The sequence below is a fragment of the Desulfofundulus thermobenzoicus genome, assembly GCF_009428905.1.
Taxonomy (GTDB): Bacteria; Bacillota; Desulfotomaculia; order Desulfotomaculales; family Desulfovirgulaceae; genus Desulfofundulus_A; species Desulfofundulus_A thermobenzoicus.
This window is the reverse complement of sequence record NZ_WHYR01000006.1, coordinates 1-25,068: the sequence shown is the minus strand read 5'-3', so window position 1 is coordinate 25,068 and position 25,068 is coordinate 1. Positions and strand designations below refer to the sequence as shown.

17 protein-coding genes are annotated in these 25,068 nt (G+C 59.9%); 16 read left to right on the top strand and 1 reads right to left on the bottom strand.

Annotated elements, in window-relative coordinates:
• Window positions 1-9 precede the first annotated feature (9 nt).
• The gene (gene atoS / locus GFC01_RS03335; protein WP_152945225.1) at window positions 10-1,833 is read right to left on the bottom strand and encodes a two-component system sensor histidine kinase AtoS; all 1,824 of its coding nucleotides are present in this window, start codon (window positions 1,831-1,833) and stop codon (window positions 10-12) included.
• 355 nt (window positions 1,834-2,188) lie between these two features.
• On the opposite strand from atoS, the gene argH reads away from it, so the two are divergent.
• The 16 genes from argH to glmS form a co-directional block, all read left to right on the top strand.
• A complete protein-coding gene (argH, locus tag GFC01_RS03330; protein ID WP_341473730.1) occupies window positions 2,189-3,568 on the top strand; it encodes an argininosuccinate lyase in 1,380 nt (459 codons plus the stop codon).
• Between the two features lie 1,311 nt (window positions 3,569-4,879).
• The gene (gene ilvE, locus GFC01_RS03325; RefSeq protein ID WP_341473729.1) at window positions 4,880-5,788 is read left to right on the top strand and encodes a branched-chain-amino-acid transaminase; all 909 of its coding nucleotides are present in this window, start codon (window positions 4,880-4,882) and stop codon (window positions 5,786-5,788) included.
• A 357-nt stretch (window positions 5,789-6,145) separates the two neighbouring features.
• Window positions 6,146-7,804: a dihydroxy-acid dehydratase gene (gene ilvD, locus GFC01_RS03320; RefSeq protein WP_152945223.1), complete on the top strand. Its 1,659-nt coding sequence runs from the start codon at window positions 6,146-6,148 to the stop codon at window positions 7,802-7,804.
• Window positions 7,805-7,821: 17 nt separating this feature from the next.
• On the top strand, window positions 7,822-9,480 hold the full coding sequence (gene ilvB / locus GFC01_RS03315) for a biosynthetic-type acetolactate synthase large subunit (RefSeq protein WP_341473728.1): 1,659 nt from the start codon (window positions 7,822-7,824) through the stop codon (window positions 9,478-9,480).
• A gap of 17 nt (window positions 9,481-9,497) precedes the next feature.
• A complete protein-coding gene (gene ilvN / locus GFC01_RS03310) occupies window positions 9,498-10,016 on the top strand; it encodes an acetolactate synthase small subunit (RefSeq protein WP_152945222.1) in 519 nt (172 codons plus the stop codon).
• A 2-nt stretch (window positions 10,017-10,018) separates the two neighbouring features.
• On the top strand, window positions 10,019-11,014 hold the full coding sequence (ilvC, locus tag GFC01_RS03305; RefSeq protein ID WP_152945221.1) for a ketol-acid reductoisomerase: 996 nt from the start codon (window positions 10,019-10,021) through the stop codon (window positions 11,012-11,014).
• Window positions 11,015-11,145: 131 nt separating this feature from the next.
• Window positions 11,146-12,810, top strand: a complete 1,665-nt coding sequence (gene ilvB, locus GFC01_RS03300; protein ID WP_152945220.1) for a biosynthetic-type acetolactate synthase large subunit — start codon at window positions 11,146-11,148, stop codon at window positions 12,808-12,810.
• Window positions 12,811-12,947: 137 nt separating this feature from the next.
• Window positions 12,948-14,525, top strand: a complete 1,578-nt coding sequence (locus tag GFC01_RS03295; protein WP_152945219.1) for a 2-isopropylmalate synthase — start codon at window positions 12,948-12,950, stop codon at window positions 14,523-14,525.
• Window positions 14,526-14,591: 66 nt separating this feature from the next.
• Window positions 14,592-15,854, top strand: a complete 1,263-nt coding sequence (gene leuC, locus GFC01_RS03290; RefSeq protein WP_152945218.1) for a 3-isopropylmalate dehydratase large subunit — start codon at window positions 14,592-14,594, stop codon at window positions 15,852-15,854.
• Window positions 15,855-15,856: 2 nt separating this feature from the next.
• Entirely contained in the window at window positions 15,857-16,354 is a 498-nt protein-coding gene (leuD, locus tag GFC01_RS03285; protein ID WP_152945217.1) for a 3-isopropylmalate dehydratase small subunit, read from the top strand.
• Window positions 16,351-17,430, top strand: a complete 1,080-nt coding sequence (gene leuB, locus GFC01_RS03280) for a 3-isopropylmalate dehydrogenase (RefSeq protein WP_152945216.1) — start codon at window positions 16,351-16,353, stop codon at window positions 17,428-17,430. Before leuD ends, leuB begins: the two co-directional genes overlap by 4 nt.
• Window positions 17,431-17,515: 85 nt before the next feature.
• Window positions 17,516-19,099: a citramalate synthase gene (gene cimA / locus GFC01_RS03275; protein ID WP_152945215.1), complete on the top strand. Its 1,584-nt coding sequence runs from the start codon at window positions 17,516-17,518 to the stop codon at window positions 19,097-19,099.
• 211 nt (window positions 19,100-19,310) lie between these two features.
• Window positions 19,311-20,129, top strand: coding sequence for a diadenylate cyclase CdaA (gene cdaA, locus GFC01_RS03270; RefSeq protein WP_152945214.1), 819 nt, complete (start codon window positions 19,311-19,313; stop codon window positions 20,127-20,129).
• 53 nt (window positions 20,130-20,182) lie between these two features.
• The gene (locus tag GFC01_RS03265; protein ID WP_152945213.1) at window positions 20,183-21,142 is read left to right on the top strand and encodes a CdaR family protein; all 960 of its coding nucleotides are present in this window, start codon (window positions 20,183-20,185) and stop codon (window positions 21,140-21,142) included.
• A gap of 182 nt (window positions 21,143-21,324) precedes the next feature.
• Entirely contained in the window at window positions 21,325-22,659 is a 1,335-nt protein-coding gene (gene glmM / locus GFC01_RS03260; protein WP_152945292.1) for a phosphoglucosamine mutase, read from the top strand.
• Window positions 22,660-23,363: 704 nt separating this feature from the next.
• The coding region (gene glmS / locus GFC01_RS03255) for a glutamine--fructose-6-phosphate transaminase (isomerizing) (protein ID WP_152945212.1) at window positions 23,364-25,068 on the top strand (1,705 nt) is incomplete at its 3' end.

Here is a 25,068-nt window from a genome sequence, read left to right as displayed (position 1 = left end):
TATCAGATTTTAAACCATGTCTCCCCCTTCCGCTACCGGAATGAAAATCCGGCAGGTGGTGCCCTGGCCCAGCTGGCTTTCCAGCTGAATTTCCCCCCCGTGGGCACGCATGATTTCGTAGGCAATGGCCAGCCCCAGACCCGCGCCTTTGGGCTTGGTGGTGAAAAAGGGGTCGAACAGGTGGGGCATTATTTCCGGGGGGATGCCCCGCCCCTGGTCCTTCACCCGGATTTCTATTAAATTCTTTTCCCGGTCGAAACCGGTGGTAATGTGCACCGTACCCCGGTCGGACATGGCCTGGGCGGCATTGTAGATTACGTTGTACAACACCTGTTCCATCTGGTCCGGGTCCATCCAGGCCGGGGGCAGATCTTCCGCCAGTTCTCTGGTAATCTCTATCTCTGAATTGTGGGCGTCGTTGAAAAACTGGGCCACCCGGTTGACCAGGGCGTTTACGTCGTGGGCGCCGAACACCGCCCGGGCCGGCCGGGCAAAGTGCAGGAGCTTATCCACAATGGTGTTCAACCTGGCCACTTCCCGGTGGATAATGGCCAGGGAGCGGGGAGACGGGGTATGGTTTTTCTGCCAGAACTGGGTGTAGCCGCTGATGGAGGTCAGGGGGTTGCGGATTTCGTGGGCCACCCCGGCCACCAGCTTGCCCAGGGAGGCCAGGCGCTCCTGGCGGCGCATCTGTTCTTCCAGGCGCACCCGTTCGGTAATGTCCCGGCAGGTCATGACGGTCCCCACTATTTCCCGGCGGATGTTGGTCATCAGTCCTGTGCTGATCAACAGGTGCAGTGTTCCCCGTTCCCCGGCCTGGTGTACCACTTCCTGGTCCTTGACCAGCCGGTGTTCGTGCAACGCCGCGGTCAGATAATTATAAAAGGGTGTGCCGGGTGGGAAAACCTCTTCCAGGGGCTTTTCCAGGCAGTCGTCCGGCAGGTCCAATATACGCCTGGCGGCGGCGTTAACCCCGATAATTACTCCGTTCAGGTCCGTGGCCAGCACGCCGTCATCAATACTGGCCAGAATGATTTCGTTGTAATTTTGTACGTTGACCAGTTTGGTGGCCAGGTGGTTGATGGCGGAGGAAATTTCCCCCAGTTCGCCGCTGGCCGGGGGCAGCACGTGGGTGAGATCCCTTTCCAGCAATTGCACCCCCTGTTTCACCTGATTTACCGCCGTCACCAGGTTGCGGATCAGGGCAAAGGCCCCCCCCAGACCCACCAGCACACCCACCACGATCACCAGATAGGCATCCCGCTGCACCTGGTCCACCCGCCGGTAGATGGCGGAGAGATTTTCCGTGGCCCATACGGCGCCAATGACCCGGCCCTGGCGGACCAGGGGCTGGTACATCTCCAGCTGTCCTCCTTCGGAGATACCCAGGGCCTGCATCACCGGCCGGTTGTCGTTGACCGTTTCGTCAAAGGCCTGCTTGCGCCGCCGGGAAAAGTTTTCGCCGTAGTTGTTTTCCTCCCCGTCCAGGATCACGTCCAGATCCCGGGAGTAAAAACCCAGTTCCGCATCGGGGTAGTGTTCCTTTACCCTTTCGATGAGCGGCTTTAACTGCCGGTTCAACAATATCACCTTGTCCCGGCGGGGTGCATCCGCGGCGCCGGCGGCGGCCAGTAAATCATCAAATGTACCCGGGAAACTGCGGTCTAAAAGGTTCATGGCCTTGACCAGGTTCTTTTTGTGGCTTTCCACCATGCTCAGCTGGGTGTTGTGGATAACATGGACCATGTAGACGGCCAGGGCAATGGGCAGGATCAAAAGCACGGCAATCAGCACCAGAATCTGGTTTTTAAAGCCCTTTTCGCGCAAAGACATGGATTTCACCTCCACCGGTCAAATGGTGGGCGGTATACGTCACCTTTAGCATAAACCCATATGGCCCGCTGTTCAATACCCCGCAAAAGTTTCCTGAAGTTTGCCGGGCCGGGGCAGGAAACTGGCCGGCCTATGGGATGATGTTTGGGATCCCGGATGAAAAACCGGAACCCATAAGAAAAGGACCCAGGATTGGCCGCAATCAACCCTGCCCCTGCTGTAGCGGGAAAAGATGCAAGCACTGCTGCGGAAAACAATAAAAAGTCTGAGCCCTTTTCATTTTTCGGCGGCGGTGATATTATTTAAAAGGTTTTATTTCTTGCCGGCGACTACTTTGTTGGGAGTGTGTTTACAGGTGACCAAACTCTGGGGAGGACGTTTTCAGAAAGACACCGCCGGATTGGTGGATGATTTTCATTCTTCCATATCCTTCGATCAGCGCCTCTACCGTTACGACATCCGGGGCAGCCAGGCCCACGCCCGCATGCTGGCCCGGCAGGGCATCATTGCCCCGGAAGAGGCGGAGCAAATTGTTAGCGGCCTGGAGGAAATCCTGGCCGATATTGAAGCGGGCCGGGTACAGTTTTCCGTGGAGGCCGAGGACATCCACATGAATATCGAGCAGTTGCTCACCCGGCGTATTGGTCCGGCGGGCAAAAAGCTGCACACCGCCCGCAGCCGCAACGACCAGGTGGCCCTGGACGTGCGCCTTTATCTTAAAGACGAGATTGATCAGGTAACCGGCCTTCTGGAGCAGTTGCAGAAAACCCTGCTGGACCTGGCGGAAGAGCACCTGGATACGGTGATGCCCGGCTACACCCACCTGCAGCGGGCCCAGCCCGTCACCCTGGCCCACCACTTCATGGCCTATGTGCAGATGTTTGCCCGGGATGTGGAGCGCCTGCGGGATTGCCGGCGCCGCACGGACGTACTGCCCCTGGGGGCCGGCGCCCTGGCCGGCACCACCTTCCCGGTGGACCCGGCGTATGTGGCGGAACAGCTGGGCTTTGCCGCCGTGGCGGAAAACAGCCTGGATGCGGTGAGCGACCGGGACTTTATGGTGGAGTTCGTGGCCGCCGCCGCCCTGATCATGGTGCACTTAAGCCGTTTCTGCGAGGAGATCATCCTCTGGTCATCGGCGGAATTTGCCTTTGTGGAGCTGGACGACGCCTTTTCCACCGGCAGCAGCATGATGCCCCAGAAGAAGAACCCCGACGTGGCGGAGCTCAGCCGGGGCAAGGCCGGCCGGGTTTTCGGTCATCTGATGGGCCTGTTGACCATGCTCAAGGGGTTGCCCCTGGCCTATAACAAGGACATGCAGGAGGACAAGGAAGCCCTATTTGATACGGTGGACACGGTGAAAAAGTGCCTGACCGTTTTCACCCCCATGGTGGCTACCATGAAAATACGCCGGGAGAATATGGCCCGGGCCGCCCGGGGCGGTTTCACCAACGCCACCGACCTGGCCGACTACCTGGTGGGCAGGGGCGTGCCCTTCCGGGAGGCCCATGCCATGGTGGGCCGGCTGGTTTACTACTGCCTGGAGCAGGGCAAATCCCTGGAGGAGTTGACCCTGGACGAGTTCCGGCAGTTCGCCCCGGCGGTGGGGGATGATGTTTACCGCGCCATCGATATCCGGCAGTGTGTGGCCAAACGCCGGGTGCTGGGCGGCCCGGCGCCGGAGGCGGTGCGGGAAGCCATAGCCCGGGCGCGGGAGAGGCTGCAGAACCAGTGAGTCAGGGGACGATAAGTCAGAGTGTATCAAGTGTGTCAAGGGGACGGTTCTTTGTCACACATCACACACCGCAAATGTGTCAGAGAACCGTCCCCTGACACACATGTCAGAGAACCGTCCCCTGACACACCACCACCGGTTCCCTGACACACGGTAGTTTACACGACTTTTACGGTAATTTAACGAAAAAATTCTTGACACCATTCCTTTAACCCAGTATACTGGATAACAAGTTATTGGTTAAAGACGGTGAAGGGGAGCGAGTAGCCTGCCTTCCAGGCTGCAGAGAGCCGGGGTAGCTGCAAACCGGTGCCGGAACAGGTGAAAGGATCGCCCCGGAGTCGCCGGCTGAAAGGCACCGCTGAAAAGGTGACCGATTAAGCCAGGACGGGCTGGTTACCCGTTACCAAAACCGTGTCCTGATGGGGACACGCAAGGGGTCCCTGCCGTGAGGCAGGGGCAAGCAGGGTGGTACCGCGCGAGGAACAACCTCTCGTCCCTGGCAGCTTTAGGGGGCTGCCGGGCGGGAGGTTTAAATTTATCCTAACACTACAGCGTAACTTCATCCCATATGTATTCTGGGGGCTCCAGGGACATCAACCCCTCATAGGCTGGCAGTGGGAACTGTTGCCCGCATGTTAATTTAGTGTTACGCTGTAGTACTAAAATAATAAAAGGGTATACGCAATTGCAGAGGGAAGTGTACCTAGGGTTCCGCCTCAAAGAAGAGGGACCGCACCTGTGGCCAGGGCGGCCGGTATCCGGGCCAAGCGGGCCGCGTTTCGTCTTCTAAAAAAGAGGGACTGGACCGAGCGGTACAGGCCGGCGGAAGGTTTTTCCGGCGGTTACACCGTGGGGATAAAAGACCCGAGCGGATAGGTTCCACTCTACTGGAAAATATCGGGCGGGTCTTTTTTATTTCCATGATCGTCTTGCAGGGGGTGAGGGGAGTGTTGATTGTACATATCCCCCGTTTGATGGGGGACGGCGGATTTTAAAGGGACGGTGGGAACGCTGCCGGGAAGAGTATCATTATCAGGTCCGGCAAGAGGATGCCGCGGGGTCAGAACCACGTCAGAGTCACCACCGGTGTCTATATTATAGTAAACAATTGTTCCATGGACACCGGATGTTCGGTGGCCAGACGTACTTTGACGACATCCTGGCCGCGGGGCTGGTTCAGCTTATAACTATCCCCGAAATTTACGGGATATGCACATGGAAACCTGTTTGCCATCAGAAAAACGGTCTTTTAACAGGCCATCAGGTAATTGTGAAATGAAAATTTGTTAAACAAAAGGGGTGTGCAATGTGGGGTTGACTATCTATCTTAACGGCCAGTTTGTTCCGGAGGAAAGGGCGGTTGTATCGGTTTTTGATCACGGTCTTTTGTACGGCGATGGCGTTTTTGAAGGGATCCGGGCGTACCACAACCGGGTCTTCAAGCTGGCTGAGCACATCGACCGGCTGTATGAGTCGGCCCACACCATCGGCCTGGAGATTCCCCTGACCAGGGATGAGATGACGGAAGTGGTGCTGGAAACCTGCCGGCGCAACGGCTTAAAGGATGCCTACATCCGGCTGGTGGTCAGCCGGGGGCGGGGCGATCTGGGCCTGGATCCCCGCAAGTGTCCGGAGCCCACGGTTTTCTGTATTGCCGCTTCCATCCAGCTTTACCCGGATGAGCTTTACGAAAAAGGCCTGGAACTGGTGACCGTGGCCACCCGGCGCAATTTGCCCGAGGCCTGCAACCCGCGGGTGAAGTCCTTGAACTACCTGAACAATATTTACGCCAAGATGGAGGCCAACCTGGTGGGGGCTCCCGAGGCCATAATGCTCAACCAGGAGGGTTATGTGGCCGAAGCCACCGGTGACAATATTTTCATCGTGAAAAAAGGTATGCTGATCACCCCGCCGCCTTATGTGGGCATCCTGGAAGGGATTACCCGCAACGCGGTAATGGAAATAGCCCGTAGCAGGGGTATTCCGGTGGAGGAAAAACTATTTACCCGCCATGATATTTATAATGCCGATGAGTGCTTCCTTACCGGTACGGCCGCTGAAGTGATCCCGGCGGTGAAACTGGACGGCCGGATCATCGGCACCGGCCGGCCCGGCAAGATCACCTGGGAATTGATCCGGGCCTACCGGGAGCTGACCCATGTGGACGGGCCGGTCATTTTCCAGGAAGAAGGACGCTGTGTGCACTGCGCCAGCTAGTACGTGGTCAACTGAACGGTACCTATTAAGTATGAAAACCATAACCAGTAATTGTTCAGTAAAACCGCCACTATCGGCTTTTATCTGGGAAGCAGGCCAACCCGGAAAACGGTTGCTGTGAAACCGGGCAAAATACCCGTAGCCGGGGTTAGACCCCTTGGGGAGGTTAAAAAGTCAACAACCGGTTGTATGAGCGGATTTGCCGCCCGAATATCTGGTGCACAAACGGGAATCGAAAGCGAACATTCGCCGGTCGCGGAGGATTTGCAGTCCGGATATCTGACGCACAAACTTTTTTCCGGCTTCCGGCTTCCGACTTCCGACCATTGACGATTGAATATTAAGGAGGGCTTGACCTTGCGCAGCGACGCCATTAAAAAAGGGTTTGAGAGGGCCCCGCACCGCTCCCTCTTGAAGGCCCTGGGTTACATTGACCGGGAACTGGAGCGGCCCATGATCGGGGTGGTGAATTCCTTCAATGAGATTGTGCCGGGGCATATGCACTTAAACGAAATCACCGCTGCGGTCAAGGCCGGCGTGTACATGGCCGGGGGGACCCCGGTGGTATTTCCCTGCATCGCCGTCTGTGACGGCATTGCCATGAACCACAGCGGCATGAAATATTCCCTGGCCAGCCGGGAGTTAATTGCCGACTCCGTGGAGGTGATGGCCCAGGCCCACCAGTTTGACGGCCTGGTGCTGGTTACCGCCTGCGACAAAATTGTGCCGGGAATGCTCATGGCCGCGGCCCGGCTGGATATTCCGGCCCTGGTGGTCAGCGGCGGCCCCATGCTGGCCGGGCGTTACAAGGGCCGTAACCTTTCCTTTAGCAATATGCCTGAAGCCGTGGGGGCGGTGAAAGCCGGCCGGATGACGGAAGAGGAACTGGCCGCCCTGGAGGAGGAGGCCTGCCCCGGCTGCGGTTCCTGTGCCGGCATGTTTACCGCCAACTCCATGAACTGCCTGACCGAGGCCATCGGCCTGGCCCTGCCCGGCAACGGCACCATTCCGGCTGTCTCGTCGGCCCGGCGCCGCCTGGCCAAGCTGGCGGGCATGCGCATTGTTGAACTGGTGAAAGACGACCTGCGCCCCTCGGCCATCCTTACGGAAAAGGCCTTTGAAAACGCCCTGGCGGTGGATATGGCCCTGGGCTGTTCCACCAACACGGTGCTGCACCTGCCGGCCATCGCCCGGGAGGCCGGGTTGGAAATAGATCTGGATAAGATTAACCGGATCAGCGAGCGCACGCCCAACCTGTGCAAGCTCGCACCCATGGGGCCGTTCTTCATGCAGGACCTGCATGAGGCGGGGGGCATCCCGGCGGTCATGGCCCAGCTGGCGAAAAAGGGCCTGCTGCACCTGGACGCCCTTACGGTTTCCGGCCTCACTGTGGGGGAATTGATCCGGAACCGGCAGGCAGCCCGCCCGGAGGTCATCCGGAGCATTGATGATCCCTACAGCCCCACCGGGGGCATTGCCATCCTGCGGGGCAACCTGGCCCCCGATGGGGCGGTGGTGAAAAAGGCCGGCGTGGCCCCGGAAATGATGGTCCACCGGGGGCCGGCCCGGGTATTTGACTCCGAGGAGGAAGCGGTGGAGGCCATCCTGGGCGGTAAGATCAACAAGGGCGATGTCATTGTTATCCGTTATGAGGGTCCCCGGGGCGGGCCGGGCATGCGGGAGATGCTTACCCCCACGGCGGCGGTGGCCGGCATGGGGCTGGATAAGGATGTGGCCCTGTTGACCGATGGCCGCTTTTCCGGCGCCACCCGGGGCGCTTCCATCGGCCATATCTCCCCCGAAGCGGCGGAAGGCGGCCCCCTGGCGGCGGTCAGGGAAGGGGACACCATTATTATTGATATTCCCAACAACCGCCTGGACGTGGCCCTGGAGCCGGCGGAAATCCAGGCCCGGCTGGCAGATTGGACCCCACCGGCTCCCCGGGTGACGAAGGGCTACCTGGCCCGCTACGCCCGGCAGGTGGGCTCGGCCAGCGGCGGGGCAGTTTTCAAATGAGACGGAGGTGAGGGTACGTGAAAAAATCCGGCGCGCAGATCTTTGTGGATAGCCTGCTGGAGCAGGGGGTGGATACCATCTTCGGCTACCCCGGCGGCGCAGTGCTGCCCATTTACGATGCCCTCTATGATTCCGATATCAGGCATATTCTAACCAGACACGAACAGGGTGCCGCCCATGCGGCCGACGGATACGCCCGGGCTTCCGGCCGGCCGGGGGTCTGTCTGGCCACCTCCGGCCCGGGAGCCACCAACCTGGTGACGGGCATTGCCAACGCCTATATGGATTCCATTCCCCTGGTGGCCTTTACCGGCCAGGTGGTCACTTCCCAGCTGGGTAAGGATTCCTTCCAGGAGGCGGACATTACGGGTATTACCCTGCCCATCACCAAACACAATTATATCGTCAAGGATGTGCGGGATCTGGCCCGGGTAATCCGGGAGGCCTTTTATATTGCCAGCACCGGCCGGCCCGGCCCCGTACTGGTGGATATACCCAAGGATGTTTCCAGCGGTGAGGTGGAACATGAGGACCCCGGTCCCGTGAACCTGCCCGGCTACCGCCCGGTGCTGGAGCCGCCGGCGGAACAGCTGAACCGGGCCGCCGAAGCCATTGCCAGGGCCGAGCGGCCGGTGATTTACGCCGGCGGTGGTGTGGTTTACTCCGGTGCCCACCAGGAATTGCGCCGTTTCGCGGAATTGATCCTGGCTCCGGTGGCCACCACCCTCATGGGCCTGGGCGGTTTTCCCGGGGATCACCCCCTGGCCCTGGGCATGCTGGGCATGCACGGCAGCAAATATGCCAACTACGCCATTTGCGAAAGCGACCTGTTGATTGCCGTGGGTGTACGCTTTGATGACCGGGTCACCGGCAAACTGGAGTGTTTCGCCCCCCAGGCCAAAATTCTGCACATTGATATTGACCCGGCGGAAATAGGGAAGAATGTGCGGGTGGATATCCCCCTGGTGGGGGATGTAAAGCGGGTATTAAGTGCCCTGATTGATCGGCTGGAAGCCCGGTTGCCCGGTGCCTGGCAGGAAAAGATCAACACCTGGAAAAAGGAGTATCCCATTACCTATGAAGAAAACGGCCACCTCAAACCCCAGCAGGTGATCCGGGAAATTTACCGGGTGACCGGCGGCCAGGCCAGAATTACTACCGAGGTGGGCCAGCACCAGATGTGGGCGGCCCATTATTATACTTATACCCGCCCGCGCACCTTCATTTCCTCGGGAGGATTGGGGACCATGGGCTTTGGCCTGCCGGCGGCCATCGGCGTGCAGGTAGCCTGCCCGGAGGAAACCGTTTTCGATATTGCCGGGGACGGCAGCATTCAAATGAACATACAGGAACTGGCCACGGCGGTGAACTACAGCCTGCCCGTAAAGGTGGCCATCATGGATAACGGTTATCTGGGCATGGTGCGCCAGTGGCAGGAGCTCTTTTACAACCGGCGTTATTCCTACACCGAATTGATCAATCCGGACTTTGTCAAGCTGGCCGAAGCGTACGGCGCAACAGGCATACGGGTGGAAAAACCGGCCGATGTGGCTCCGGCCCTGGAGCAGGCCATGGCGTCCGCCAAACCGGTGCTCATAGATTTTATCATTGAACGGGAGGAAAACGTCCTGCCCTTTGTACCTCCGGGCGAGTCCCTGGACCGTATGCTGGGTTAAGTCAAGGAGGTGTTATTATGAGACACACCCTGGCCGTTCTGGTGGAAAACAACCCCGGCGTTTTAGCCCGGGTGGCCGGGCTGTTCAGCCGGCGGGGATACAATATCGACAGCCTGGCCGTAGGGCGTACCGATAATCCGGCCGTATCCCGCATGACCATTGTGGTGGAAGGGGACGACCGGGTTTTGGAGCAGGTGACCAAGCAGCTGCACAAGCTCATCGATGTGATTAAGATCAGCGATATTACCGCCGACGAATACGTGGACCGGGAGCTGGTTTTAATAAAGGTAAACGCCGATCCGGGGCAGCGGGGGGAAATCATGCAAATTGCCGATATCTTCCGGGCCAGGATTGTGGACCTGGGCCGGCGCACCCTGACCCTGGAGTGTACCGGAAACGAAGGGAAAATAAACGCCTTTGAGGAATCCTTAAGGCCTTACGGCATAAAGGAGCTGGTGCGCACGGGCAAAATAGCCATGCTCCGGGGTTCCCGGCAGACCAGTATCAATACCAACGGATCACGGGAGGATGATTAAACATGGTAAAAATCTACTACGATCAGGATGCGGATCTGAGTGAACTGCAGGGCAAAACCATTGCCGTGCTGGGTTATGGCAGCCAGGGCCACGCCCAGGCCCAGAACCTGAAGGACAGCGGCTTAAACGTGATTATCGGTTTGCCCGAAACCAGCCACAGCCGGGAAAAGGCCCGGGAAGACGGGTTTGCGGTTTATGCGCCCGCCGAGGCGGCGGCCCGGGCGGATATTATTCAGGTGCTGGTGCCCGACGAAATCCAGGCCCGGCTGTACAAAGAAGACATAGCTCCCCACATGACCGCCGGGAAGGCCCTGATGTTCTCCCACGGCTTCAATATTCACTACGGGCAGATTACCCCGCCCGGTGATGTGGACGTATTTATGGTGGCGCCCAAAGGCCCGGGACACATTGTCCGCCGCATGTACGTGGAAGGTAAAGGGGTGCCCTGTCTGGTGGCCGTGCACCAGAACGCCAGCGGCCGCGCCCGGGAAATGGCCCTGGCCTATGCCAAGGGCATCGGGGGCACCAGGGCCGGTGTTTTTGAAACCACCTTCAGGGAGGAAACGGAAACCGACCTCTTTGGGGAACAGGCGGTCCTGTGCGGCGGGGTCAGCGAGCTGATCAAAGCGGGTTTCGATACCCTGGTGGAAGCGGGCTATGCGCCGGAAATGGCCTATTTCGAATGCCTGCACGAAATGAAGTTGATTGTGGACCTGATCAATGAGGGCGGCCTCAGCCTGATGCGTTACTCCATCAGCAATACCGCGGAATACGGGGACTACATGGTGGGCAAACGCATTATTAATGAAGAGACCCGCCGGGAAATGAAGAAAGTGCTGCAGGAAATCCAGAACGGCCAGTTTGCCAGGCAGTGGATCCTGGAAAACCAGGCCAACCGGCCCATGTTCAATGCCATGCGCCGTCAAGAGGCGGAACATCCCATGGAAAAGGTGGGCGCCCAACTGCGCCAGATGATGCCCTGGCTGAAGAAAAAATAGAGGGAACCCGAAGGAGATACATTCAGAGGGGACTGCCCTCCGGTCCGGGGCGGCACCGGTCCGGAACCGGTGGAAAGGCAGCCGCCCCGGTGATCTGACAAATCCGCAAACCCTTTCGAGGGGGGGATAATATGAAAATAAGTGTCGCCCAGGCTCTGGTCCGTTGTCTGGAGCAGGAGCAGGTGGATGTGGTTTTCGGCTATCCGGGTGGCGCCATCCTTCCCGTCTATGATGCCCTCTACCACTCCTGCATTAAGCATGTCCTGGTGCGTCACGAGCAGGGGGCCGTGCATGCGGCCGACGGCTACGCCCGGGCCACCGGACGGGTGGGAGTGTGCATGGCCACCTCCGGCCCCGGAGCCACCAACCTGGTGACGGGCATCGCCAATGCCTATATGGATTCAGTGCCCCTGGTTATTTTCACCGGCCAGGTACCCACCAGCCAGGTGGGTACCGATGCCTTCCAGGAAGTGGATATCACGGGGATAACCATTCCCATTACCAAACATAACTACCTGGTGAAAAATCCGGCGGACCTGCCCCAGGTGGTCAAAAACGCCTTTCACATTGCCTCCACCGGCCGGCCGGGACCGGTGCTGGTGGATTTGCCCAAGGACGTAGCCCAGGCGGAAATTGATTATCAATATCCGGAAACGGTAAACTTACGGGGTTACAAACCCAATTACAAGGGGCATCCCAATAAAATCAACCAGGCGGCGGAATTGATCAGGCAATCAAAACGTCCGGTGATTTATGCCGGCGGGGGAATTCTCAATTCCCGGGCCAGTGCTGAACTGCTGGAACTGGCGGAGACCATTTCCGCCCCGGTGACCAACACCCTGATGGGGCTTTCCAGCTTCCCCGGGGATCACCCCCTTTTTCTGGGGATGCTGGGCCTGCACGGCACCCGTTACGCCAACCTGGCGGTTACGGAATGCGATTTGCTTATTGCCCTGGGAGCCAGGTTTGACGACCGGGTAACCAGCAAGGTGGCCGCCTTTGCCCCGCAAGCATCCATAATCCACGTGGACATAGACCCGGCGGAGATAGGCAAGAACGTGTGCGTGCACGTGCCCATTGTGGGGGATGTAAAGCTGGTCCTGCAGGCACTGCTGCCCCTGCTGGAAAAAACGGATCGTTCACCCTGGCTGGCCCGCATCAAAGAATTAAAAGAGCAGTACCCCCTGCAGTATTCCAGGGAGGACGGGTTGAAACCGCAATATATAATTGAGGAACTCTACCGTCAGACCGGCGGCAATGCCGTGATTGCCACCGATGTGGGGCAGCATCAAATGTGGGTGGCGCAGTATTACCGGTTCAAACGGCCAAATACCCTGATCTCTCCCGGCGGTCTGGGGACCATGGGGTTCGGGCTGCCGGCCGCCGTGGGCGCCCAGATAGGCCTGCCCGGGGAGCAGGTGATCTTGATTACCGGCGACGGCAGTTTTCAGATGAATATGCAGGAACTGGCCACGGTCAGGGAACAAAACCTGGCCTTGAAGATCATTCTGATCAACAACCATGCCCTGGGTATGGTCCGCCAGTTACAGGCATATTATTGTGACGGCCGCTATATGGCGGTGGATTTTAGCTTCCATCCCGATTTTTCGACCCTGGTCAAGGCATACGGCATAAAAGGGTTTACGCTCCGGGCGGAGGAAGAGGTACCTGATGTTCTGGCCGCGGCCCTGGCCGAAGATGGTCCGGTGCTGGTTAACTGTCTGGTAAGCCCGGAAGAAAACGTCCTGCCCATGGTTCCCATTGGCCGGGGGATTGACGAGACCTTTGAAGAGTAGCGGCCGGCCGTTATGGTTTGCCGGGCGGGAAAAAGACAAAAGATAAAACTGCTCAAGAGGGATGGAAAAATTCCGGGGCGCTCAGGACATCATCTAAAAAGTGGGGGTACCTGGTTTCCCCCCGAAGGAGGACGAATATGACCCGGCGTGTTTATATCTTTGATACCACCCTGCGGGACGGGGAGCAGTCCCCGGGGGTGAGCCTGAACGCGGGGGAAAAGTTGCAGATCGCCAGGCAGCTGGCCAGGCTGGGGGTGGATGTGATTGAAGCGGGCTTTCCCATTGCTTCCCAGGGGGATTTCGAGGCCGTCCAGGCCATTGCCCGGGAGGTGCGGGGAGTGACCGTGGCCGGCCTGGCCAGGGCCGGTTTTGCGGATATCGACCGGGCGTGGGAGGCCCTGCGGGATGCGGAGCAGCCCCGTATCCATACCTTTATCGCCACCTCCCCCATTCACATGCAGCACAAGCTGCGCATGGACCCGGAACAGGTCATAGAGGCCGCGGTGGCGGCGGTTAAACGGGCCAAAAGCTACGTGTCCGACGTGGAATTTTCCGCCGAGGACGCCTCCCGGTCGGAACTGGACTTTTTGTGCCGGGTGCTGGAGGCGGCCATAGCAGCCGGGGCCACGGTGGTGAATATCCCCGATACGGTGGGTTATGCCACACCCCAGGAATTTGCCCAATTCATCCGGGAGATTCTTTCCCTGGTGCGGGGGATTGAAAAAGTGGTCGTTAGCGTGCACTGCCATGACGACCTGGGCCTGGCGGTGGCCAACTCCCTGGCCGCCGTAGCCGCCGGCGCCACCCAGGTGGAGGGGGCCATCAACGGCATCGGGGAGCGGGCCGGCAACGCGGCCATCGAAGAGGTGGTCATGGCTTTATTCACCCGGCGGGATCAGTATGGCTGCACCACCGGCATCCGTACGGAAGAGATCTACCGTACCAGCCGGCTGGTGGCCAACCTCACCGGCATGCCCATACAACCCAACAAGGCGGTGGTGGGCAAGAACGCCTTTGCCCACGAATCGGGCATCCACCAGGACGGGGTGCTCAAGGAGCGGACCACCTATGAGATCATGAACCCCACCATGGTGGGCATCAGCCAGAGCAATCTGGTACTGGGGAAACATTCGGGCCGGCATGCCTTCCGGCAGAGGTTGGCCGAGCTGGGTTATGAATTAAATGACCAGGAGTTGAACAAGGCCTTCCAGCGCTTCAAAACCCTGGCCGACAAGAAAAAGGAGATCACCGACGCCGACCTGGAAGCCATTGTGGAGGACGAACTGCGTCCCGTGCCCGTGACCTACGATCTGGCTTACCTGCACATATCCAGCGGCACCACGGTGGTGCCCACGGCCACCGTGGGTTTGAAGAAGGGCGGGGAGTTGCTGGAAGAGGCGGCCTGCGGGAACGGTCCCGTGGACGCCATCTGCCGGGCCGTGGACAAGGTGACCGGCATCCCCTGCGTGTTGAAGAGCTGGGGGATCAATGCCGTCACCGCCGGTAAAGACGCCATCGGCGAGGTAACCCTGAAGATAGCCGAGAACGGCGGCAAAACCTATATCGGCCGGGGCATCAGCACCGACATCCTGGAAGCCAGCGCCAGGGCTTACGTCAATGCGGTAAACAAAATGTTCTGGGAAACCGGCCGGGTGGAAAGGAAGCAGCATGGCCCGCAGGAGGAAGAAAACCGGGTGGAACAGGGGCTGGCCTGACGCCGGGGAATCGTTAATATATAAGAAGCTCCGTCATTTTAATTAACAACGAGGTGAACTGGAACAATGCCCATGACCATCACGGAAAAAATCCTGGCCGCCCATGCCGGCCTGGATCAGGTGGAACCCGGGCAGCTGATCAATGTGCGGGTGGACCTGGCCCTGGGCAACGACATTACCGCCCCGGTGGCCATAAAGGAATTCCGGCGCATCGGCGTGCCCCGGGTCTTTGACCGGGAGCGGGTGGTGCTGGTACCCGATCATTTCGTGCCCAACAAGGATATCAAGTCGGCCGAGCAGGCTAAAGTTTTAAGGGAATTTGCCCGTGAACAGCAGTTGACCCATTATTACGAAGTAGGGCGTATGGGTATCGAGCACTGCCTGCTGCCCGAGCAGGGGCTGGTGGGGCCGGGGGACGTGGTCATCGGGGCCGATTCCCACACCTGCACCTACGGTGCTCTGGGCGCCTTTTCCACCGGAGTGGGCAGCACCGACCTGGCGGCGGCCATGGCCCTGGGGGAGATCTGGCTGAAGGTGCCCCAGTCCGTAAAATTCGTTTACTACGGTGAACTGCCGCCCTGGGTGGGGGGCAAGGACCTGATCCTTTATACCATCGGCCGGATTGGGGTGGATGGTGCCCTCTACCAGGCCATGGAGTTTACCGGACCGGCCATAGAAGCCCTGTCCATGGACGGCCGCCTGACCATGGCCAACATGGCCGTGGAGGCCGGGGCCAAGAACGGCATCGTACCCCCCGATGAGGTAACCCGCCGCTATGTGGAGGGGCGGGCCAAAAGGCCTTATACCTTCTACCAGAGCGATCCCGGGGCCCGGTATGCCCGGGTGTATGAGTACGACGTGAGCGGGCTGGAACCCCAGGTGGCCTGTCCCCACCTGCCGGAAAATGTGCGTCCCGTCAGTCAGGTGGGGCAGGTGGAGATCCAGCAGGCGGTCATCGGCTCCTGCACCAACGGCCGGCTGGAAGATTTACGCCTGGCCGCCAGGGTGCTGCGGGGCAAAAAGGTGCATCCCGGTGTGCGCCTGATCATCATACCGGGCACCCAGGAGGTCTACCGGGCCGCCCTGCGGGAAGGCCTGGTGGAAATCTTTATCGATGCGGGGGCTGCCGTGAGCACCCCCACCTGCGGTCCCTGCCTGGGCGGATACATGGGCATCCTGGCGGCGGGGGAACGGTGCATTGCCACCACCAACCGCAACTTTGTGGGCCGCATGGGGCACCCGGAAAGTGAAGTGTATTTGAGCAACCCGGCGGTGGCCGCCGCCTCGGCCATCCTCGGCCGCATCGCCGATCCCCGGGAGGTGCAGTAAAAATGCCGCAGTTGCAGGGTAAAGCGTGGAAATTTGGTGATGATATAGATACCGACGCCATTATCCCGGCCCGTTATTTAAACACCTCCGACCCGCAGGAACTGGCCGTCCACTGCATGGAAGACGCCGATCCCACCTTTGCCGCCAGGGTGCGGCCGGGAGAGATCATTGTGGCCGGCAAGAACTTCGGCTGCGGCAGTTCCCGGGAACACGCCCCCATAGCCATCAAGGCGGCCGGTGTGTCCTGTGTCATTGCCGCTTCCTTCGCCCGCATCTTTTACCGCAACGCCTTCAACATCGGGCTGCCCATTTTTGAATCCCCGGAGGCGGCGGAAAGGATCCGGGAAGGGGACCAGGTGGCCGTGGACGTGGAGTCGGGAGTGATTACCAACCTGACCCGGGGTGAAGAGTACCGGGCCACACCGGTGCCGCCCTTCATGCAGGAAATTATCGCCGCGGGAGGATTGATCAACTACGTAGCCCGGAGGGTGAAAGGATGAGGTATAAAGTCGCTGTCCTGCCGGGGGACGGCATCGGTCCCGAGGTGACCGCCCAGGCCACCCGGGTTCTGGCCGCCGCCGGCCGGCGCTTTGGTTATGATTTCAGTTTCCAGGAGGGGTTGATCGGGGGGGCGGCCTATGACGCTACCGGACATCCCCTGCCGGAGGACACCCTGTCCCTGTGCCGGGAAAGTGATGCCGTTCTGCTGGGGGCGGTGGGCGGCCCCAGGTGGGATCACCTGCCGGTCCACCTGCGGCCGGAAGCGGGGGCCCTTTTGCCCCTGCGCAAGGCGCTGAATGTTTACGCCAACCTGCGGCCGGCCAGAGTATTTCCCGCCCTGGCCGGCGCCTCCACCTTGAAGCCGGAAATCGTCCGGGGGCTGGATATCCTGGTGGTGCGGGAACTCACCGGCGGGCTCTATTTTGGCGATAAGCGGCGGGAGGATATTCCCGGCGGGCAGCGGGTGGTGGAAACCCTGGTCTACACCACGGAGGAGATCCGGCGGGTGGCCCGCCGGGCTTTCGAGCTGGCCCGTAAAAGGCGCAAAAAGCTCACCTCGGTGGATAAGGCCAATGTGCTGGAAAGCTCCCGCCTGTGGCGGGAGGTGGTGACGTTTTGTGCCGGGGATTACCCGGACGTGATGGTGAATCATATGCTGGTGGACAACTGCGCCATGCAGCTGGTGCGCAACCCCAAACAGTTTGACGTGCTGCTCACGGAAAATCTCTTTGGCGATATCTTGAGCGACCAGGCGGCCCAGCTGACCGGTTCCCTGGGCATGCTGCCCTCGGCCAGCCTGGGGGACGGCGTGGGGCTGTATGAACCCATCCACGGTTCCGCCCCCGATATAGCCGGCCGGCAAATTGCCAATCCTATTGCGGCCATCCTGTCCGGGGCGCTGATGCTGCGCTACTCCTTCGGCCTGGAGGAGGCGGCCGCGGCCGTGGAAGAAGCGGTAACCGCCGTCCTGGATGAGGGTTACCGCACCCCCGACATTATGGAGCCGGGTAAAACAGAAGTATCCACCGGTGAAATGGGCCGCCTGATTGCGGAGCGGGTGGAAAGGAACGGGTAACTTTTCCGGTAACCGTGCAGGATGATGCTTGTTCCGGAGGAGCGGCATTATAATGTTCCCCATTAGTTAACGGGGGGGAGAAACCATGGCGGTAGTGGAAATTTACGATACCACCTTAAGGGACGGTTCCCAGGGGGAAGGTATCTCCTTCTCCGCCGGTGACAAGGTCAAGATTGCCCTGAAACTGGATCAGCTGGGCTTTCACTATATCGAGGGCGGCTGGCCCGGCTCCAACCCCAAGGATATGGATTTTTTCCGGCGCATCGGCAGCCACCGCCTGCAAAACGCCCGGGTGACCGCCTTTGGATCCACCCGCAGGCCGGGTGTACCGGTGGAAACGGACGTGAACATCCAGAGCATCGTTTCCGCCGGTGTTTCCGTGGCCACCCTGTTCGGCAAGTCCTGGGACTTTCATGTGCTCGGCGCCCTGGGAACCACCCTGGAGGAAAACCTGGCCATGATCCAGGAATCGGTGGCTTATTTAAAGGGCCGGGGCATGATGGTCATTTATGATGCGGAGCATTTTTTTGACGGTTTTAAAGCCAACCCGGAGTATGCCCTGGCCACCCTGCAGGCGGCCGTACGGGGCGGGGCCGACCGGGTGGTGCTCTGCGATACCAACGGGGGCAGCCTGCCGGGGGAACTGGCCGCCGTGGTGCGCCGGGTGGCGGGAGAAGTGCGTGTGCCCCTGGGCATCCACTGCCACAATGACGGCGAACTGGCCGTGGCCAACACCCTGGCGGCGGTGGAGGCCGGGGTCACCCACGTGCAGGGAACCATCAATGGTTACGGGGAGCGCTGCGGCAACGCCAATCTGTGCTCGGTGATTCCCAATCTGGCCCTCAAATGCGGCCATGCAACCATCCCCCGGGAGTCCCTGGCCCAGCTGACCGAGCTGTCCCGTTATGTCAGCGAACTGGCCAATATGCATCCCGCCAACCACCAGCCCTTTGTGGGAGCATCGGCCTTTGCCCACAAGGGCGGGGTGCATGTGAGCGCCATATTAAAGGATGCCCGCACCTACGAGCACATCGACCCGGCCCTGGTGGGCAACCGCCGCCGGGTGCTGGTTTCGGAGCTCAGCGGGCTGTCCAACCTTTTGTATAAATACCAGGAGCTGAACCTGGATCTGGATACCAGCAAGGAAGAAAACAGGCGCCTGCTGGAAGAGATCAAAGAACTGGAGCACCAGGGCTACCAGTTCGAAGGGGCGGAGGGTTCCTTTGAGCTGCTGTTGCGCCGGGCTTATGATCATTACCGGGAACCCTTTAAACTGGAAAGCCTGCGCATTATTATTGAATTAAAGGAAAACAGCCCCGTTTACTCCGAGGCTATTATCAAATTGACCGTGGGGGACCAGGTGGTACATACGGCCGCCGAAGGAAACGGACCGGTGAACGCCCTGGACAATGCCCTGCGCAAGGCACTGGAAGGCTTTTACCCCGAAATCCGGCGTATGCAGCTTACCGACTACAAGGTGCGGGTGCTGGATGAAAAGGACGGTACCGGCGCTGTGGTGCGGGTGCTCATTGAAACCGGGGACGGGGAGCGTTCCTGGGGTACGGTGGGGGTATCCCCCAATATCATCGAGGCCAGCTGGCAGGCCCTGGTGGACAGCATTGCTTACGGGTTGCTGAAAAATGGCGGCGGGTCAAAGGAGCGCCCTTGAAAAGGGGGCGCTTTGTTGTGTTATGGTTCTGCGTGGCATGGACCGGGGCAACGGTTATTATAATTTACAAACAGGCCCCGGATATTGACCGCTCTGATATAATAGGTTAGAGTGGACAATGGTAACCGGTTATTTGCCGGTTCACCTTCAATCTGATCCCGGTTCCGCCGGGTCCGGGATAGTCCTGCCCGTTAAAAAGGGGGAAAACGGGTTGCTGGAGCGCCTGAAGGCTTTAAATCTGGATCTTTTTAATATAACCAGCATCATCGACATTCTGATCGTGGCCTTTGTTCTTTACCGCCTGGCCCTTTTAATCAGGGGTACCCGGGCGGTTCAACTGCTTAAGGGGCTGGTGGTGCTGCTGGTGGCCACGGCGTTGAGCAGCTGGCTGCACCTGTATACCTTTCACTGGTTGTTGCAGCAGGTCATGACCGCCCTGGTGGTGGCCCTGCCCATCGTCTTTCAGCCCGAGTTGCGGCGGGCGCTGGAAAAGCTGGGAGGAGGCCGTTTTTTTGCCGCTCCCGTCATTTATCAGGGAGATTTTGATCGTTCCCGGACCGTCAGCCAGCTGGTGCGGGCGGCCAGCCTCCTGTCCCGCCAGCGCACCGGCGCATTGATTGTGCTGGAAAGAACCACCGGCCTGGAGGAATACACAGATACCGGTATAAAAATAGAAGGTTTGATTTCCGCCGAACTTTTAATGAATATCTTTGTACCGAAAACTCCTTTACACGATGGGGCGGTCATTGTCCGGGGCGACCGGGTGGCGGCGGCGGCCTGCGTCCTGCCCCTGACGGAAAGTGCGGATGTGGCCAGGGAACTGGGCACCCGCCACCGGGCCGGCATCGGCATTACCGAGGTTTCCGACGCCCTGGCCATCATTGTTTCCGAAGAGACGGGGGCCATTTCCCTGGCCGTGGAAGGGGTGCTGGCCCGCAATCTGGATGAGGCGGCCCTGGCCGACCGGCTTTCCGGAGCCCTCGAGCCCAGGCAGGGGCCTTCCCTGGCCTTTTTATGGCAGCGCAAGTAAACCGATTGGGTTGTCCCGTGGCCAGGATGTAAATAACCCGGAGGTGTTTTTCTTTGCGGCGGCCCGACTGGCGCAATCTTTCCCTGCAGGTGGCAGCGGTGTTGATGGCCCTTTTGCTCTGGGTTTATGTGACCAATGAACAGAACCCCCTGGACGAGCGTTTGTTCAATGTAAACCTGCATGCCCGGGGTACACCCGCGGACATGATGGTAGCGGGATTGCCCGCCACCGTAACCGTGCGGGTGCAGGGCACCCGGGGTCAGCTCACCGGGGTCACCGGGGCGGATTTCCAGGCCCTGGTGGACCTGTCCGGTATTGAGCCGGGGGATAACGACCTGCCCATCAGTGTGAGCGCTCCGCCGGGGGTGCGGGTGTTGCAGGTATCCCCCGCCCGGGTGCGGGTTCAGGCGGACCGGATGGTGGAGAAAAGGGTTCCGGTGGAAGTAAGTGTCAAAGGGACGCCCGCCGCCGGATACCACATGCTGGCCCCGGTGGCGGAACCGGCGACGGTGTTGTTGAAAGGTCCGGGCCGCCTGGTCAACCCCCAGGGCCGGGTAACCCTTTCCGTGGATGTGCAGGGGGCCACCGGGACGGTGGAGCAGGTGGTTTCCGTATCCGGACTGCCTGCCGAAGTCGGCTTTTCCCCCCGGACGGTCAGGGTCACCATTCCCGTAACTCCCCTGCCGGTGAAAGAGGTACCCGTTCAGGGACGGGTCAAGGGGGACCCGGGCGCCGGTTACCGGGTGCAGGAGGTGCAGGTGGAGCCGGCCACCGTGCAGGTATCGGCGCCGGCCGATGTGTTGTCCGGCATATCCGGGGTAAGCACGCCGGAGGTGGACATCGGCGGAGCCGTGCGGGATGTGGTGCAAAAAGTTACCCTACCGGTGCCGGGTCCCGGAGTGCTGCTGCGTCCGGTGGAAGTGACGGTAACGGTGCGCATTGTACCGGCACAGCCGGAGGGACCGCCTCCCACGGACCGGAAAGTGTCCACCCCACCGTCTCCCGGGCAGTAGATATAAGGAAAAATTTAAGGTTCGGGTGGGAACTGACCGGGAGGATTTAACCGTCATATATATAATATTAAAGCGGGTAGGGGAAATAAAGGCAGGCGGGGAAATTGACAGCATCCCGCGGGGTTGGATATAATGATCATTGTTTGCCGGCCATTGAAGAAGGGTTGAAAGGGGACTGCCCAATGGGGGTTATGTTCGGTACCGACGGCGTGCGGGGCGTGGCCAACCGGGAGTTGACCCCGGAACTGGCGTTGAAGCTGGGCCGGGCCGGGGCGCACGTTCTCTCGCGGAATTTATCCGGTGCCCGTCTGGTGGTGGGCTGTGATACCCGTATTTCCAGTGACATGCTGGAGGCAGCCTTGACTGCCGGCATCTGCTCGGTGGGGGTGGATGTGCTGAAGGTGGGGGTGATGCCCACGCCGGCCATTGCCTACCTGACCAGGGCGCTGGGGGCGGCCGGCGGTGTGGTTATCTCCGCTTCCCATAATCCGGTGGAAGACAACGGCATCAAGTTTTTCGGTCCCAGTGGTTATAAACTTCCCGATGAAGTGGAGGAGGAAATAGCCCATTTAGTGTACTGCCCCGGGAGCATTCCCGCTCCCACCGGTGAAGGGGTGGGGCGTTCCTACCAGGTATCCGACGCGCCGGACCGCTATGTGGCCTTTTTGAAGGAGGCTGCGGCCACCGATCTTACCGGTTTGCGGGTGGTGGTGGATTGCGCCAACGGTGCCGCCAGCCGGGTGGCGCCCAGGGTGCTGGGGGAACTGGGAGCGGAAGTGATTCCCATTTTCAACACTCCCGACGGGGTGAATATCAACGCCGGCTGCGGTTCCACCCATCCCAACGCCCTGCAGGAAGCGGTGGTGGAACATGGTGCCCACCTGGGTCTGGCCCATGATGGGGATGCCGACCGGGTGATTGCGGTGGACGAGGCCGGTAACCCGGTGGATGGTGATCAGATCATGGTCATTCTGGCCAGTGATTTGAAAAACAGGGGCCGGCTGGCCAGGGACACCGTGGTGGTCACCGTAATGAGCAACCTGGGGCTGCACCTGGCCCTGGGAAAAAACGGCATCCGGGTAATCCAGACAAAGGTGGGTGACCGCTACGTTCTGGAGGAACTGCTGCGTACCGGGGCCACCTTTGGCGGCGAGCAGAGCGGCCATATCATCATGCTGGATCACAATACCACCGGCGACGGCCTGCTGACTGCTTTAATGCTCCTTTCCGTAATACAGGAAAAGAAGGCTCCTTTGAGCGAACTGGCCGCCCAGATGGAAAAACTGCCCCAGTTGCTGGTCAATGTCCGGGTGGCCGATAAGGACAAAGTAATGCAAAGTCCCATCCTGGCCGAAGCCATTCGTAAAAAGGAGGAATTGCTGGCCGGGGAAGGGCGTGTGCTGGTGCGGCCATCGGGTACCGAGCCCCTGGTGCGGGTGATGGTGGAGGGGCGGGACAGGGCCGCCCTGCAGGCTATTGTGGATGAACTGGTGGCCGTAATCCAGAAACTATCTTAATGGCCGGTGCAGGGTTTAACAACGCTTTTTACCGGGCCGGCGTCAACCTGGTGGGGGATCTGCCCGGTGGTCCCCGGGGGAAAATGCGGTCGCGGGTTGCCGGAAAGGGGGGATGCCCTGGGGAGAAGGGGCTGTTTTTCAAAGAGACAATTGCATAGCAAGCGCCGGAACCCGGAAATTCCAGTGTCAGGTGAAATAATGGTGACGCCACTTAATTAACCTGCCAGTTTCCGGGTTGACGAGGGGGGAGTTCATCGAAGTTTTCGGCGGATGCTCCCCGGTTGGCCACGACCGTTAACGATACCACAAAACCGGCCGGCAACGGCCGGGACAAAGGGTGTCCGGTGGCAAAGGGGTAAACGGCAGGGTTTAGAACGTACCGCTGAAAAGGACGACAATCACGCCTCGCTTGAAATGCTGCCTGTCAGGTTTATTAAGGGGCACCGGTTTTCTTTGCCGGCTCTTTTCCGAGGAAGCATTAGTAATATTTTAGCTGTTTTTTAACCCGTGGTTTTTGGTATTCCTGACGGGGCTAACAGCTAAAAATTGCAGGGAGAAAAGGCAAGATCCGGTACCCCGTAATGGGTACTTTCAGGTAAGGCACATACTTTAAGAAAACCTATCCATGCCGGGACAGCTGCCTGTACCCGGCTATTCTAATTATTAGAAGGACCTCGCACATCTCATTCAGGAGGTATATCCATATGTGTGGCATCGTTGGCTATATCGGCCCCCGGCGGGCCGTGCCCATATTGCTGGACGGACTGGCCAAACTGGAATACCGTGGTTACGATTCAGCGGGGATTGCCGTGCTGGAGAACGGGGAACTGCAGGTGCATAAGAGGGCCGGCAAACTGTCCGCCCTGGCGGAAAGTCTGGCGGTGGACGGTTTTCAGGCCCGGGCCGGCATCGGCCACACCCGCTGGGCCACCCACGGCCGCCCGTCGGATACCAATGCCCACCCCCATACCGACTGCCGGGGACGGATTGCCGTGGTGCACAACGGGATTATTGAAAACTACCTGGAACTGCGGGAATGGTTGGTTGAAGAAGGACACGCATTCAAATCCGAAACCGATACGGAAGTACTGCCCCACCTGGTGGAGCATTTCTACCGGGGAGATCTGGCGCAGGCGGTGCGCCGGGCGGTGGAACGCATCCGGGGTTCCTACGCCATGGTGGTGCTGGCGGTGGACGAACCGGGCAGGCTGGTGGCCGTGCGCCAGGACAGCCCCCTGGTGGTGGGGCTGGGCCGGGGGGAAAATTTCCTGGCTTCCGACATCCCGGCCCTGCTGGCCCATACCCGCCGGGCCTATATCCTGGACGACGGGGAAATGGCCGTGCTCACCCCGGAGGAAGTGAAGGTTTTCCACCGGAACGGGGAGCCGGTGCAAAAGCCGGTCTTTGAGGTCAAATGGGAAGCCGCCCAGGCGGAAAAGAACGGTTTTGCCCACTTCATGTTAAAGGAAATCCATGAGCAGCCCCGGGCCCTGCGGGATACCCTGAAGGGGCGCCTGTCCGATGACGGCTCCCGGGTGGTACTCCGGGAATTGCATATGGATGAGCAAAAACTGAAAGACTTGCGCCGGATATTCATCACCGCCTGCGGCACCGCCTATCATGCCGGCCTGGTGGGGAAATATGTCCTCGAGCAGCTGGCCCGCATCCCCGTGGAGGTGGATATTGCCTCGGAATTCCGCTACCGCCGGCCGCTGATCGAGCCCGGTTCCCTGGTGGTGGTCATCAGCCAGTCGGGAGAAACCGCCGATACCCTGGCCGCCTTAAGGGAGGCAAAGCGCCTGGGCGCCGCAGTGCTGGCGGTGACCAATGTGGTGGACAGTTCCATTGCCCGGGAAGCGGACCACGTGCTGTATACCTGGGCCGGCCCGGAGATCGCCGTGGCCTCCACCAAGGCCTACACCACCCAGTTGGTGGCCATGTACCTGCTGGCCCTTTACCTGGCCGAAGTGCGGGGCACCCTGTCCGCCAAGGAAAGGCGGGCCATCATCGATGAGCTGAAGAAGCTGGATGAGCGGGCGGAACTGATCTTGAGCGACGGCCAGGTTATCGGCCAGATCGCCCGCAGCTACGGTAAGACTGAAGACTTCTTTTTCATCGGGCGGGGCCTGGACCATGCCGTGGCCCTGGAGGGTTCTTTAAAGCTCAAGGAAATCTCCTACATCCACGCCGAAGCCTATGCGGCCGGAGAGTTAAAGCACGGCACCCTGGCCCTGATTGAAGAAGGCGTGCCGGTGGTGGCCCTGGCCACCCAGGGGAACCTCTTTGAAAAGACCCTGAGCAACATCAAAGAGGTCAAGGCCCGGGACGCCACGGTGATCGCCCTGGCCATGGAAGGCCAGCGGGAAGTGGAAAAGGTGGCCGACCACGTGCTCTACATCCCGCCAACCC